Genomic DNA, 14968 nt, shown 5'->3' on the forward strand with positions numbered 1-14968 from the left:
ACAATCATTTTAATTTTTGAGCATTTTCTTTACAATATGGCTACCCTTATTGTTTTGGATCTTCAAAAAATAAACGCCCGGGGCTAATGTTTCCAGTTGATTAAAGCTAATTGTGTTTTCATTATAAATGAATTCAGCCCTTAATTTACGTCCGTTTATATCGTACATTTCAACTGTACTATTTTCTGAAATCAATCCTTCAATAACAAAACTATCATAAAACGGATTTGGTGTTATTATTACTTCGGAAAGGTTTTCAGAATTAATCGAGTCTAAAAGATTTGAGTCGTAATCCGCCACTTCAAAATCATCAAAATAAAAACCATCGGAAGAGGAGTTATTAACATTGTTTAAATAGAAACGAAATCTAACATTATTTTCACTTGTATAATCTGAAAGATCCACGAATTGCTGTTTCCAACGCTCGCTAAGGGTAAATGTCGTCATATTTTGCCATGAAGTCCCACTGTCTGTAGAAATCTGAAAGCGCAGTAAGTCTCCATCTCCTAAAGAATATTTCGCCATAAATGATATTCCAGGAAATGAGGTAGAAGTCAAATCGAATATTTCGTTAAGTTCAAAATAATTCTGCGTAAAAGTGGCGTAAGTTCCGTCATTTGAATCACCAAGACAGCCTATACCGCTATACGAATCATCATCTATGGCCCCCCAATCAACACCAACACCGGAAGCCGTCCAATAAAGATTGCCGCTTTCACTATCATCGAAAAATAAAACATCTTTCTCCCCAATATTTATAATAATTTCTGAAGTTTCATTTTCCACTCCTTCCTGAAGTGTACTAATAATTAAATTAAAAGAAGTGTCTGAAAAAGTAGGATCTACGGTAATTACAAATGGGGCAGAATTATTATCCTGTCTGGTCCTTGCAGCAATATCACCATAGGCAACCACAGGAGAAACAGAAACACCGGAAACTGAAGATTGCACAACTACTTCAGAATTTAATGAAGCAGCTCCTACTCCAACATTTTTAACTTCTACGACCAGCTCAAAACTAGATCCAGGCAAGGCAACACCAATTTGGTTATGAGATTGTACGTCTAGATAGGCACCGGCAATCCAGGACTGATAAAACATAGGGTATACATTTTCGTCTACTAAATCGAAAATCTGACTTTGTGGAGGCCAAAATCCACTTAATCCAAGTTCAGGTGTCCAACTGTAAACTCCTTCTGAGTAATAATAGTCAATGGCAGTACCACAAGCATTATACCCAACCATTTCTAATGCACTTCCATAAGGGTAATTATTCTCACTTAAAAAAGAGGAAGCCCATTCAGCATATATTTCAAAATCCGGTGGAGTAACGTTTCCATAAGGCATTATAAATTTTCCACCATAACAATGGATCGAAAATGATGTCTTGGGTTGAATCAACGCAATTAAATCGCGAACCGCTATAGTTTCAGGTTCTGAAAATGGACCGGTTCCATGATAAGCAGCTGAGCATTCATTGTTACTAGCACAGGAGCCGTTCTGAGCAAATTCAAATCCGTAGTTTCTATTGAGATCTACTCCCATACACCCTCCACTGTTTACGTTCCGGTTTTTACGCCAAAGCCCTCCACCATCGGGATTGGTCTGTTCATTATAAACATATCCATCTGGATTCACCACAGGCACAAAATATAGTTCGCGATTATCAATAAGATATTGCACCTGAGGGTTGGTTGCATAATTCTCCAAAAGCCAAAACATATAATTTATATTGGTCGCCATAGACAAAGGCTCTCGGGCATGATGTAAACTGTCAAAGTAAGCCGCTAATTCTCCTTCGTTACTGTCGGGATTATCAGAAATTTTTACCATCCAAATTTCACGCCCTTCGTAACTAAGACCAATACTCGTTTTTGCAGTTATTAGGTTTGGAAAATCCTGTCTCATCTCATCCAACTTAGCCCCTATCTCATCATAGGTATAATATCCTCCCATTGATCCAAAATCAAATCCATTGGCCGTAAATTCCGATTTTGTAACATTGCTGCTCTTTTCCAAATCAAGAAGTTGCTGTTGCTTATAATAAGCATTGAAGTCCGGGATAGTAATTTCAAAAGTAAAATCGGAAGTTGTCAGCATTTCTAATTCGGATGGATTAACATAGAACGAAATTCCATTTTGTGTATCACCTTCATAATGGTCAATATCTAAGCCCAATGAAATCAATTGTTCCATTTGGAGGGAATTTTCTAATTGTACCTTCACCTTACTATAGATCAATTGTTGTGAATGACCGAAAATTGAATAAAATAAAAGGGAAATAACAAATGTTATTCTAAGTAGCGTATTTGGTTTCATAATTTCAACTTTATTTTATTCCTCTATTATAGAATCAGATCAAAAAATAAAAAGCTAAGCTAATTAGAGTTTTCCTTTTTTTTATGACGATACTTTCTACTAATAAAATACAACACAATAAAAATGACCGGAAGAACGATATAGATGATGATATCTTCTGTTTTGCTAAAATCAACTGGAGAATTATTGTTGGGATGTGGTACTTCTTTTGGTATTTGCGCCGTTCCCTTTAGTATAAAAAGAAAGTTAAGCACTAAAATATGTAGGAATTTTACTTTTTTAAACATGGTTTATCCTTATAAAACAGAAAATTACGGCTTTTTACAAAAAATAATTCACAAATAGTGTTAAGAATTAGGAATTGTAGTTTCAAAGAACTACTATGGAGGGTTATTAAAAATTAGTACCTAAAAAAATCAGGAAAATATATGAGACAACTCAAGATCACGAAGCAGGTTACCAACAGAGAAACAAAATCTTTAAACAGCTACTTACAAGATGTTAGTAAGATTGAATTGATAACTGCAGAAGAAGAAGTTGAGTTAGCCCAGAGAATTCGTGAAGGAGACCAGGAGGCGTTAGACAAACTAACCCGTTCGAATTTACGATTTGTGATTTCTGTTGCCAAACAGTACCAGAATCAAGGACTAACCCTGTCGGATCTTATTAATGAGGGAAATGTTGGATTGGTAAAAGCAGCCAGTCGATTTGATGAAAAAAGAGGATTTAAGTTTATATCCTATGCCGTATGGTGGATTCGTCAGTCGATTTTGCAAGCCATATCAGAACAGTCCAGAGTGGTTCGTTTACCACTAAACAAAATTGGAGATATCAACAAGATTAGAAAAGCTGCTATTCATTTGGAGCAGGTACACGAAAGAGTACCTTCTGCTTCAGAGATTGCACGTGAAGTTGATATGTCTATTAGCAATGTAAAACAAGCGCTTAAAAATTCAAGCAGAAGTTTATCGATGGATGCTCCTTTTCAAGAAGGTGAAAACGATAATAATTTATATGACATTTTAAGTTCGGGTGAGTCACCAAATCCGGATCGAGAATTGATGCAGGATTCGCTTCGAATAGAAATTGGACGTGCCTTAGATACTCTATCTCCAAGAGAGGCAGATGTAGTAAAACTAAGTTTTGGATTGAGTGGTCAACCGGCCATGTCACTTCAGGAAATTGGAGACACTTTCGATTTAAGCCGTGAGCGTGTGCGTCAGATTCGTGAAAAAGCAATTAGACGTCTTAGACAACAATCGAAGAGCCATATCCTAAAAAACTATTTAGGCTAGACTTTTTTCGAAATAATATAAAATGTAAACCCTCTGTTTTTATTAAAAAATAGGGGGTTTCTTACATTTTTAACGTAATCTAACACTCTAACATCTTATTTAACAAAACTATAAGAGACGTGTTGTAATTACTCTTTAGGAAGCAAATATATTTGCATGACAAACCTAAATTTAATTACAATGAAAAAATTAATCGTATTAACGCTATTAGCAGGATCATTCATTACTGTTTCTTGTGTTTCAAAAAAGAAATATGTTGAACTAGAAGGACAGTATAACGACACTCGTTCTACTCTTTCTAAAACTCAATTGGAGAAAGAAGAAATTGAAGGAAAGCTTGCCAAAATTGAAGAACGCGTTGCCAACTACAATGCAAAAATTCAATCCCTTTCAACCGTAAATCAAGATTTAACCAATCTTAGCAACGAACGTTTACAAAAGCATGGAAATGTTGTTCTATCTAACAATGATAAAGAGCAAATGAAACAAGCTTTAGCAAATGTTGATCAAAACGAATTAGCGAAGGCTCAAACGCTTCAGGATTCTATGAATCTAATCGTATCTTATAACCTTAAGAAAAACTTAGATAGTAGTCTAATCGCAGATGGTCAGGAAGACGACATTAAAATCGACATTAACGAGACAGTAGTAATGATTACTATTTCTGACAAGCTATTGTTTAATTCCGGAAGCTATAAAGTAAATCCAAAAGCTAACAATTTATTAGAGCGTTTGGCGAATGTAATTAATAGTGAGCCTGCTTTAGAAGTTATGGTAGAAGGTCATACTGATGCTCAAACTGTAAAGCCGGGTGCTTATATTAAGGACAACTGGGAATTGAGCGTTGAGAGATCAACTGCTGTTATTAGAACGTTGCAGGACAAGTATGGTGTTGCTCCGGAAAAATTAATAGCGGCTGGAAGAAGCAGTTACCATCCCCTAACTGAAAATGACAGCAAAGAAGGTCGTTCTGTTAACAGACGTACAAGAATAGTTATTTTACCTAATCTTGATAAATTCCTTGCGCTTCTTTCTGCGAACTAAGACTTTGCAATTAAGTACAATATTGTAGATAACAACGCTGTTTTTTTATACATTTTAAGAAAACAACTATACGAAGAATGCGACTCCTAAAAGAGTCGCATTTTTTTTATCCAATTGAAAAATAGCGTACCTTTAATCTCTATTTTAGAAAGGACTACCATGCGCGTTGAAGACTCTAAATACAAGGATAGTTATGAAAGAAAAGTCGTTCTAGACTCTGGCAACTATTACTTTTTCAAAAAATTCATTGTTGCTGAAAACAAAACCGGGATTCACTTTACTTGGGAAGTTGCAAAAGAGGTAATTAGTCTTGCTTACGAGCATTACGGTGATGACATTCAAGTTACCTATATTTCCAACAGAGTAAATGAATATACACTCAAAGCGCAAGATTGGCTTAATTTCTATAAGGAACGCCACCATCTTGAGGCAATCGCAATAGTGGCGTATAATAAATTAGGCATTATGAATGTGATCCTGGAAATGGTTTTTAATCATATTAAATTTCGCAAGTTCAACAGCTTAGACGATGCTATAAACTGGGTAGACTCTCTTGATTACTGATTGATAATTCTATTTAGAAGGTGGCATCGATGGTCTCACTTCTATCTTACTAGGCAATGTTCTGGGGTTCATTTTTAAAAGATCTACAACCAATTCCCCTATATCCTCGCTCTGAATTTTCCATGAGTCACTTTCGTTGGGACTATTGCCATTAAAATGTGTTGAAACCGAGCCCGGCATAATAGTGCTCACCTTAACCCCGTGTTTCCGAAGATCTAGCATCACGGCCTGCGTAAATCCTGTAAGTCCGAATTTACTAGCATTATAAGCACTACCTCCCGCAAAGAAATTAGTGCCCGCCAGACTTGAAATACTAATATAATAGCCTTTGGTTTTAATAATTTCATCTACAGACGCCTTTAATGTGTAAAAAGCCCCACTTAAATTTGTGTCAATAGTCTCTTGCCATTGTTCTATTGTAAGATCTTGTATGGAACCAAAATGTCCTAAACCTGCATTTGCAATTACCACATCCAATTTTCCAAATTCGGCTATGACCTGTTTCACAGCATTTTCCTGACTTTTATAATCTCTTACATCTGCCGCAATACCTATTGCATGAACCGAATCATTACTAAATTCGTTTAAACGTTTTGCCGCCTCTTTTGCCGATTTTTCCGTTCTTCCTGTCACTGCGACATATACTCCGCATTGTAAAAGACTTTCAGCAATTCCGTATCCTATTCCTTTGGTACCACCTGTTATTAAGGCTACTTTTGATCGTAGTGAACTCATTATATTTTTGTTTTTTTATTATGTAATTACCATTTAGCACTAATTTTTAGCAATAAACACTTGATTTAGCGGTTATCAACTTCTTTATCCAAAGTTACAAAGTGGCAGAGGTTTTCTTCCTAAAATAATACTAAATTTACACATGCGATTACGACTCACTTTTAGTTTTATAGTCTTTTTTTCTTTTTTTTCTTCGGAAGCTCACGCACAGAATACGCTGGTAAATATTGCGACTCTCTCTTCGGAATTTTCTTATGAAATACGTTATGCAACGCCCAATAACTTCATAAAAGAAACTTTGTACGATTGTGCCGTTTGTTTGCTGCAGCCCGAAGTAGCTGAAGCATTATTGGAAGCCAACCAATATTTCTGTGAATTGGGCTATAGAATACGGTTGTATGATTGCTATCGTCCGTTAGATGTTCAAAAGAAGATGTGGGCCAAAGTCCCGAGACCTACCTATGTTGCCAATCCTTATGGGAATGGTTCTATTCATAACAAAGGCGCAGCAATCGACATGACTATAGAAACTTTAGATGGTTGTTTTGTGGATATGGGTAGTGATTACGATTTCTTCGGAAGGGCTTCTCATATAGATAACTTCAATTTTTCAGAAGAAATTATGGCAAATAGAAAGCTACTCATAGATGGAATGCGAAAAGTAGGTTTCAAAACCGTACGTACCGAATGGTGGCACTACAGCTTCAGAAAAAACTGGTCCTACCCTACTTTAAATGAACCGCTACCATGTAACGATTGAGACCAGAAAAATCTTTATATTATTTTATCTCCCTACACTTTTCAAAGAGTATAATAAAACAGGGAGAAACCGAATTATAAGTAGTAGGTTTATAATTTTTCATACTATTATTGTTTTGAGTCTAGTTCTCTATCTCTAGGATCTTTTCTAAGTTTTAAAGGAATATCTTCTTCTGTTCTGTAAATCTTCAACTCCATAATATCTGCAGGCAAATTAAAGTCTTTTGCTGCCAGAGCTTCTTTTACTTTTCTCATTACCATCCCTCTTAGCACTCTCGAAGCTCTTCTATAATCTACGGTATCGACCCAGAAAAACACTTTTAAATTTACGGTACTCGCAGCCAATTCATCCTCAATTACAAAATTTTGATGTATGTCATCCTTAATTATTTCAGCTTCATTATCCAGTACCGATTGAATCAGTATTTTGGCGGCTTCGATATTGTCCTCATAGCCTATACCAACCACAAAATCCACACGGTAGAATCCGTCGGCAGTGTAATTTTCGACCGGTTTTGTTAGTACATCACTGTTGGGTATATAAATATCCCTTCCGTCGAAGGTCTTAATATGTGAATACCGAAAATTAAGTGCTTTTACCCTTCCGAAGATATCATCAATTTTAATGGTATCATTAATGTTAAAAGGTCGGTTAAACGCAAGAATAATACCTGCCAGAAAATTTTTACCTATATCCTGAAACGCAAAACCCAGGACAATTGCAGCTCCACCGGCGGCGGTCAATATCCCTGTAGCGACCCCACTCAAACCGGCAACTTGTAAGGCAAGCATTATGGTAATCAGAATCAGTACTGTTTTAACAGCCTGGGCCAGAAACCTTGACATCAAAGGGTCTTCAGCCTTTTTAAGGATTCTCTTTTTATATATATTCGTAATGAGTTGTGAAATTAGAAATCCGATGACAATTATAAGTATCCCCAAAGCAATCCTGGGAAGCACCTGTAAAAACTCATTATAATAATTTTCAACGGATGATATTATGGTTTCCGTGGGTGATTGATTTTGTAAATTCATTAATGTGCAGATTTTACCTTAAAGATAATTCTACCTTTATTTAAATACATCCTAATCGCATAAAATTTTCTAAAAAATTATACTACTACACTTCTTACCGTATATTTGCTTCAAAATATAGCATATTGGAAAAGACTATCAAGACATTTAAGATCATTAGCACATTAGAAGCTATCTCCTTTTTGGTGCTTTTAGGGATTGCAATGCCATTAAAATATATCTGGGAACTTCCAAAGATGGTGAGTGTCGTTGGCATGGCACATGGGGTTTTATTCCTTTTGTATATAGCCGGCGCCGTTTATGTTTCTCAAAAACTCAATTGGAATATTAAAAAACTAATCATTGCCGTATTATGTTCTGTTATTCCTTTCGGGCCTTTTTATGTTGAACGCAACTATCTATAATGGGTTCAGAAATCCTTAAATATTACAGTTGTTGGTTTCAGGAATTATTTCTTGATTCGGGCATGAACAATGATCTTGCTATTTTCCTAAATGTAGTAATCAATTGTATCGTTCTAATTATTGCTGTGATCATTATTGATTTCATTTGTAAGAAGATTGTTGTTGAATCATTTAAGGCTTTTAGCCACAGCACAAAAACAACTTTAGATGATTTTCTCGTACTCAGCAACTTTCCCAAATACGTTGCGCATTTTGTGCCGTTTGCTATTGTCTGGTATTTAATTCCTGTTATTTTTATTGAGTATCCTGTCATTGCTAAGTTTCTTTTAGGGACAATTGACATTGGAGTAATAGTTCTCTTCGTTTTCATTTTAAGAAGTATTTTAAGATCTATAAGGAACTACCTTCAAACTAAAGAAGAATTCCACGATAAGCCTTTACAAAGTTATGTTCAGGTTTTAATGATCTTTGGCTGGGGAATTGCTATCTTTTTAATTATTAGCATCTTAACCGGTTATTCTATCGTTAGTTTAGGAACACTTGGAGCTGCTTCTGCCATTTTACTACTTATATTTAAGGATACGATTCTTGGTTTTGTAGCAAGTATTCAGGTTTCTGTGAATGATATTGTTCGCATTGGAGATTGGATTACTTTTAGTACTTATGGCGCCGATGGTTATGTTACCGAGATCAATCTTGCAACTGTGAGGGTTCAGAATTTCGACAATACCTACACCACGATTCCTACCTATAGTTTAATTGCAGATTCGTTCCAAAACTGGAGAGGTATGCAGGAATCTAAAGGAAGACGTATTAAGAGGTCTTTGTGGATAAAGCAGAATTCTGTAAAGTTTTTATCTTCGGAAGAATTAGAAGAACTAAAAAAAATTCAGCTAATTGCACCATATATTGAACATCGCGAGAAAGAAGTTGATCGTGTGAATACTCAAACTGAAGCAGATAAAAATCTGTTAATCAATGGAAGAAATCAAACCAATCTAGGGGTTTTTAGAAAATACGCCGATGCATTTCTACATGAAAACCAGGCAATCAATAAAGATCTTTTTTTAATGGTTCGTCATTTAGCACCAACAGATAAAGGCTTACCCTTAGAGATATTCTGCTTTAGCTACGATAAAAATTGGGAAAATTACGAGCATATTCAGGCAGATATTTTTGATCATCTCATTGCCGCTCTCCCCTATTTCGGACTAGAAATTTTCGAATCACCTACTGGAAAGGACTTAGAAAAATTAAAGTAGGTCATTTTCTCTATTAGGCTGTTTTAGTCTTAAACTTAGTGTCTATAGAGCTTTCCGTAATAAGAATCATATTATTCAAGCTTGGAAAATTTTAAGAAGATTGTAACATAATAGTCCGTTTTGAGACTTACTTTTACGTTAAACAATTAATCTTAACTCATGAAAAAAAATAACTTAGTACTTATAGCCTTTCTCTTAATCGGCTCATCCTCAATAATTGCTCAATCGGCCGATGAAATTATCGCCAATTACTTCGAAAATACGGGCGGAAAAGCGAATTGGGAAAACTTGGAAGCTCTAGAATATTCTGGACAGCTTAATATGCAAGGAATGATGATTCCAATTATCAAAATAGACACCAAAAGTGGTAAAACTATGTCGAGAGGTGACTTTCAAGGACAGTCTTTCTTTCAGGAAGTTTTCGATGGAGAAACCTTGTGGAATACGAATCAGATGACCATGGCTGCTGAGAAAAGCGATGCGGAGTCAACAGAAAATTTCAAAAAGAACTTAAATGATTTCCCTGATCCACTATTGAACTACAAGGAGAAAGGGTATACTGCAGAATTAATTGGAAAAGAAACTATTGAAGGTACTGAGACCTTCAAAATTAAATTGGTTAAAGAACCTATTATGGTTGATGGTGTTGAGGCCGATGATGTAAGCTATTATTACTTCGATACTGAAAATTTTGTTCCTATAGTTATGGAGACTGAAATTACCTCAGGTCCGGGAAAAGGAATGACCGTAATTGCTAAATATAGTGACTATCAAGAGGTAGACGGAATATTCTTTGCATTTTCAATAAAAAATGGTGTAAAGGAAATGCCTGGAGAAACTGAGATCACAATTAAGGATATTAAAATAAACCCCGAAATAGAAGATAGTATTTTCGCCTTTCCGGAAAAGCAATAATTACTAGTTTAAAAAAAAATCTCTGTTTTTACAGGGATTTTTTTATTTATATTCTGAAGTAGAACTACCAACCAAAAACCTCATTAAAATGAAAAATATCCTTCTCTTACTCGGTGTCACTTTTGCCTTGGCATTTAGCAGTTTTGCACAAGAAACTTCCTTCAATGGGAAAGAACTTTTTGGCGATATGAAAGCTCGACATATTGGACCTGCTCTTATGAGCGGTAGAATAAACGACCTTGAAAGTCACCCAACGAATGCCAGAATACTTTATGCGGGAACCGCTGGTGGTGGTGTTTGGAAATCTACCGATGGTGCGGCTACTTTTGTTTCAATTTTCGATGAGCACCCGCAATCTATTGGTGTGGTAACCTTAGATCCTAAAGATCCCAATAATGTGATCTGGGTTGGTACAGGAGAAACCTGGACACGGAATTCAGTTTCTGTTGGGAAAGGGCTATTTAAATCTACCGATGGTGGAAATAATTGGAAAGAAATTGCAGGATTTGAAAATAGTGAACGAATAGCATCCATTGTAATTAACCCTCAAAATACCGATGAGATTTATGTTGGCGTTTTGGGTGCATTGTGGAGTGATAGTAGTGATCGAGGAGTTTATAAAACTATAAATGGTGGAGAAACCTGGAATAAAATATTATATGTAGGAACTTCAACTGGTGCAGCAGACGTAATAATGGACCCTAAAAATCCAGCAATATTGTATGCTTCACTTTGGGAATTTAGAAGGACAGCTTGGGGGTTCAATTCTGGTGGGGAATCAAGTGCATTATATAAATCTACAGATAGCGGTAAAACATGGAATAAAATACATAATGGTTTTCCTGCAGGAAAATTAGGACGAATCGCTGTGGCTGTAGCTCCAAGTGATGGTAATATTCTATATGCTGTTTTAGAAACGGAAGACAAAACAAAAAATGGCCTTTGGAAATCAACCAACGCCGGACAGATTTGGGAACATCAAAATAGTGATTTTGGATTAACTGTTAGACCTTTCTATTTTTCACGAATTACCATAGATCCTAAAAACCCGGATGTTGTTGTAAAAGGAGGTTTGAGTGGGTCAATTAGTCGCGATGGAGGTAAAACCTTTAAAGATTTAGGCAATATGCATAGCGATATTCATGATATAAGCTTCGATATAAAAAACAGTGACATCATTTATTCCGGTACCGATGGAGGTGTCTATAGATCCTGGAATGGAGGAACAACCTTCGAAATCGTAGAAAATCTTCCGCTTTCACAATTTTATCAGATTAGTGTTGATGATGCCGAGCCATATAATGTTTACGGAGGCCTTCAGGATAATGGATCATGGTATGGACCATCATCTTCACCGGGTGGCGTAAATGCTCGGGACTGGAATAGTGTTGGATATGGTGATGGTTTCAGAGTATTAAAACATCCAACCAAGAATATAATTTATTCAGAAATGCAAGGCGCTGAAAATGTATGGCGTTACGATGTCGATAACAATCGTACTAAGACAATACAACCACTTCCGAAGAAAGGAGACCCCGAATTGAGATTCAATTGGAATGCGCCAATGGCGGTGAGTCAACACGCTCCAGATCGATTTTATATGGGAAGTCAGTTTCTTCATCGCTCGAACAATATGGGAGATAGCTGGGAAATCATTTCTCTCGACCTAACAACAAATGATAAAACCAAGCAGGACCAGGCGAAATCTGGTGGTCTATCGGTAGACAATAGTGGTGCTGAAAACCATACTACCATTTTTACCATTGCTGAATCTCCCTTAGATGAGAAGGTGATTTGGATAGGAACAGATGATGGAAACGTGCAAGTAACAACGAATGGAGGGAGTTCATGGACAAATGTTACGGGAAATCTGGTAGGTATTCCAACAAATACATGGGTATATCAAATTGAGGCAAGTTCGCACAATAAAGGTACTGCTTACGCGGTATTTGAAGGGCATACTACCGGTGATATGAGACCTTATGCATTAAGAACAGTAGATTTTGGAAAAACATGGAAATCAATTATTTCAGACGATATTGATACCAAAGCCTTTGTACGAAATATTCAGGAGGATTATGTAAACGAGGATTTACTTTTCCTTGGAACCGAATTTGGACTGTATGTCACTATCGATGGTGGAAAAAGTTGGTCTCAATTTACAAATAACATGCCTCTTGTTGCCGTTCATTCCATCGAAATGCATAAAAAAACCAGCGATATTGTGATGGGTACTCATGGCCGAGGGGTTATTATTATTGATGATATTAGTCCATTGCGACAGTTAAATAAAGAAATATTGACAAAAGATGTGCACTTTTTTGACAACCAGCCTTTTGATATGGTTGAAGATAGTGATTTTTCAGGTTCCTTCGGAAGTGAAACACAATTCGTGGGCGCTAATAAAAGCACATCAGCTCGTATTGTTTATTACTTGAAGAAACGTCATACTTTTGGAAAAATGACACTCGAAATTCAGGATATGGAAGGAAACAAGATCACACCACTTGATGCCGGAAAATCAAAAGGGTTGAACGTAGTTGAATGGAATTTTAGTAAAGTAACACCCAAAATGGCTGCAGCGAAAACTATTTCGTTTGGTGGGTTTGTAGCACCCAGAGTCCCAGCCGGCAAATATAAAGTCGTTCTCACAAAAGGAAAGGAATCGTATGAACATATAGTGGAAACTCAATATGATAAAAAAACTATTACTACGATAGCTGAAAGAAAGGAGCAAGAAAAATTGACCGAAACGCTTTTCAATATGGTGGAAGACCTCGCCTTTATAGTTTATGAATTAACGGAAACACAGAAGGCCGCAACTGAAATTATGGAGAATAACCCAAAAGGGAAGAAACTCGCAGAAAAATTATACAATTCATTAGAATCACTTCGGAAGGATCTGGTAATTACTTCTGGTGATAACTATGTAGCGACAGCAGAAAATGAATTAAGAGAGAAGATGGGCGAATTGTATAGCAATGTTGCGACTACTTACGATAGGGTTTCGGGAGCTCACAAACTTAATTTCGATTTAATTTCAGAAGATTTCAGCAAAGCAAAAAAAAGATATGAGGAAATCAAGGAAAAAGAAGGTGAAAAATTCTACACTTTCCTTGAAAAAAATAAACTTCCATTGCCGCAAATTGAGACAAAAGCAGAATACTTAAAAAGAGATTAAATGGCAATAAATTTTCATAATGATGCCTTATAAAGTTAGTTCTTTACGAGGCATTTTTTATTGATTAATATAGACCGACTTTTTATTGACAAATTCTTTTATTCCATGTTCACTTAGCTCACGGCCATAGCCACTTTCCTTAATACCACCGAAGGGTAATCTAGGGTCACTCTTCACTAATTCATTAATAAACACAGCACCTTCGTCAAATTTATAAACGTGTTTTTCTATTTCATCAATATCTTTTGTAAAGATTGAAACACCTAAACCAAATTTAGAATCGTTTGATAACACAATCGCTTCATCCAAAGTTTTAAATGTAGTTACCGACAATACAGGTCCGAAAGTTTCTTCTTTAAAAACAGGCATGTTTGGAGTAACATTGGTTAAAACAGTTGGTTCAAAATACGCTCCGATTCTCTTCCCTCCTATTTTTATTTTTGCACCTTGCTTGACAGATTCAATCACTAAGTCTTCAAGTTCTCTGGCTAAATCCTCTTTTGCCATCGGTCCAATAAAGGTGTCTTTTTTCATAGGATCGCCACTTTTTAGTTCGCCTACAGCAATCAGTAATTTTCGAAGAAATTCGTTTTCAATCGAAGCATCAACCAATAATCGTTTACCGGCTATGCAACTCTGACCGGTATTCTGAAACCTCGCTTGAACGCAGGTCTTTACTGTCGATTCTATATCACAATCTTTTAATGCTATTAACGCATTATTTCCTCCTAATTCCAACACCGTTTTTTTGATGTATTTACCAGCTGTCCCGGCAACCGAGGAACCTGCCGGACCACTTCCGGTAAGTGTAACTGCTTTTACAATGTGATTTTTTATGACCTTTTCTACTTTATCACTTCCAATTAGTAATGTAGTAAAGCATCCTTTAGGAAATCCTGCACGTTTGAAGACTTTTTCTATATTCAAGGCACTTCCGAAGACATTAGATGCGTGTTTTAATATTCCTATGTTTCCCGCCATCAAAGCCGGAGCTGCGAATCTAAATACTTGCCAAAAAGGATAATTCCATGGCATAATTGCTAAAACTACACCTAATGGTTCATATCGAACATAGCTCTTGTGTGCTTCTGTTTTTATAATCTTATCATCGAGTTGTTTCTCTGCATTATTTGCGTAATACTCACAAACCCATGCACATTTTTCAACTTCTGCAATCGCCTGTAATATCGGTTTACCCATCTCAAGTGACATTGTTTCTGCATACGTCTCCTTATTTTTTTTTAATTCTGAAGCCGCTGCTAACATTAGCTGTTTTCTCTTATTAAAAGAAGTTTCTCTCCAGGATGTAAAACGCTTGTTAGCTTGTTCCAAAATATCGTTTACCTCCTTTTCAGAATGCCCTTGGTAAGTTTCTATAGCTTTATCAGTATATGGGTTAACAGAAGTGATTTTTGAAATTTTTTTATTTTAAAATTACTGAAACTCCCCGTTAAC

The 14968-nt window shown here is 36.1% G+C and carries 12 protein-coding genes; 8 read left to right on the forward strand and 4 right to left on the reverse strand.

Annotated elements, in window-relative coordinates; all coding sequences use genetic code 11:
• Positions 1 to 9 precede the first annotated feature (9 nt).
• Positions 10 to 2196 carry a M14 family zinc carboxypeptidase gene (locus BXY75_RS06345; RefSeq protein ID WP_170152858.1) on the reverse strand — a complete coding sequence of 729 codons (2187 nt, stop codon included), beginning with the start codon at positions 2194 to 2196 and terminating at the stop codon, positions 10 to 12.
• A gap of 551 nt (positions 2197 to 2747) precedes the next feature.
• On the opposite strand from BXY75_RS06345, the gene BXY75_RS06355 reads away from it, so the two are divergent.
• The 3 genes from BXY75_RS06355 (at position 2748) to BXY75_RS06365 (ending at position 5222) form a co-directional block, all read left to right on the forward strand.
• Positions 2748 to 3614 carry a sigma-70 family RNA polymerase sigma factor gene (locus tag BXY75_RS06355; protein WP_121906877.1) on the forward strand — a complete coding sequence of 289 codons (867 nt, stop codon included), beginning with the start codon at positions 2748 to 2750 and terminating at the stop codon, positions 3612 to 3614.
• Positions 3615 to 3794: 180 nt separating this feature from the next.
• A complete protein-coding gene (locus tag BXY75_RS06360) occupies positions 3795 to 4658 on the forward strand; it encodes an OmpA/MotB family protein (protein ID WP_121906878.1) in 864 nt (287 codons plus the stop codon).
• 159 nt (positions 4659 to 4817) lie between these two features.
• Positions 4818 to 5222, forward strand: a complete 405-nt coding sequence (locus tag BXY75_RS06365) for a hypothetical protein (protein ID WP_121906879.1) — start codon at positions 4818 to 4820, stop codon at positions 5220 to 5222.
• Between the two features lie 9 nt (positions 5223 to 5231).
• Here BXY75_RS06365 and BXY75_RS06370 read toward each other — a convergent pair whose 3' ends face one another.
• Positions 5232 to 5957 (reverse strand): SDR family oxidoreductase, encoded by a 726-nt coding sequence (locus BXY75_RS06370; RefSeq protein ID WP_121906880.1) that lies wholly within the window; start codon positions 5955 to 5957, stop codon positions 5232 to 5234.
• Between the two features lie 142 nt (positions 5958 to 6099).
• Between BXY75_RS06370 and BXY75_RS06375 the strand changes: the two genes are divergently transcribed.
• Positions 6100 to 6717 carry a M15 family metallopeptidase gene (locus tag BXY75_RS06375; protein ID WP_121906881.1) on the forward strand — a complete coding sequence of 206 codons (618 nt, stop codon included), beginning with the start codon at positions 6100 to 6102 and terminating at the stop codon, positions 6715 to 6717.
• Positions 6718 to 6824: 107 nt separating this feature from the next.
• On the opposite strand, the gene BXY75_RS06380 is transcribed toward BXY75_RS06375, so the two are convergent.
• Positions 6825 to 7751, reverse strand: a complete 927-nt coding sequence (locus tag BXY75_RS06380; RefSeq protein ID WP_121906882.1) for a mechanosensitive ion channel family protein — start codon at positions 7749 to 7751, stop codon at positions 6825 to 6827.
• Between the two features lie 125 nt (positions 7752 to 7876).
• On the opposite strand from BXY75_RS06380, the gene BXY75_RS06385 reads away from it, so the two are divergent.
• The 4 genes from BXY75_RS06385 (at position 7877) to BXY75_RS06400 (ending at position 13513) form a co-directional block, all read left to right on the forward strand.
• The gene (locus BXY75_RS06385) at positions 7877 to 8155 is read left to right on the forward strand and encodes a DUF3817 domain-containing protein (RefSeq protein WP_121906883.1); all 279 of its coding nucleotides are present in this window, start codon (positions 7877 to 7879) and stop codon (positions 8153 to 8155) included.
• Positions 8155 to 9417, forward strand: a complete 1263-nt coding sequence (locus BXY75_RS06390) for a mechanosensitive ion channel family protein (protein WP_121906884.1) — start codon at positions 8155 to 8157, stop codon at positions 9415 to 9417. Before BXY75_RS06385 ends, BXY75_RS06390 begins: the two co-directional genes overlap by 1 nt.
• A gap of 159 nt (positions 9418 to 9576) precedes the next feature.
• Positions 9577 to 10332, forward strand: coding sequence for an outer membrane lipoprotein-sorting protein (locus BXY75_RS06395; RefSeq protein ID WP_121906885.1), 756 nt, complete (start codon positions 9577 to 9579; stop codon positions 10330 to 10332).
• A gap of 88 nt (positions 10333 to 10420) precedes the next feature.
• Positions 10421 to 13513, forward strand: coding sequence for a WD40/YVTN/BNR-like repeat-containing protein (locus BXY75_RS06400; protein WP_121906886.1), 3093 nt, complete (start codon positions 10421 to 10423; stop codon positions 13511 to 13513).
• 57 nt (positions 13514 to 13570) lie between these two features.
• Here BXY75_RS06400 and BXY75_RS06405 read toward each other — a convergent pair whose 3' ends face one another.
• Entirely contained in the window at positions 13571 to 14932 is a 1362-nt protein-coding gene (locus BXY75_RS06405; RefSeq protein ID WP_121906887.1) for an NAD-dependent succinate-semialdehyde dehydrogenase, read from the reverse strand.
• Positions 14933 to 14968: the final 36 nt, after the last annotated feature.

The sequence above is a fragment of the Ulvibacter antarcticus genome (assembly GCF_003688405.1).
Lineage (GTDB): Bacteria > Bacteroidota > Bacteroidia > Flavobacteriales > Flavobacteriaceae > Ulvibacter > Ulvibacter antarcticus.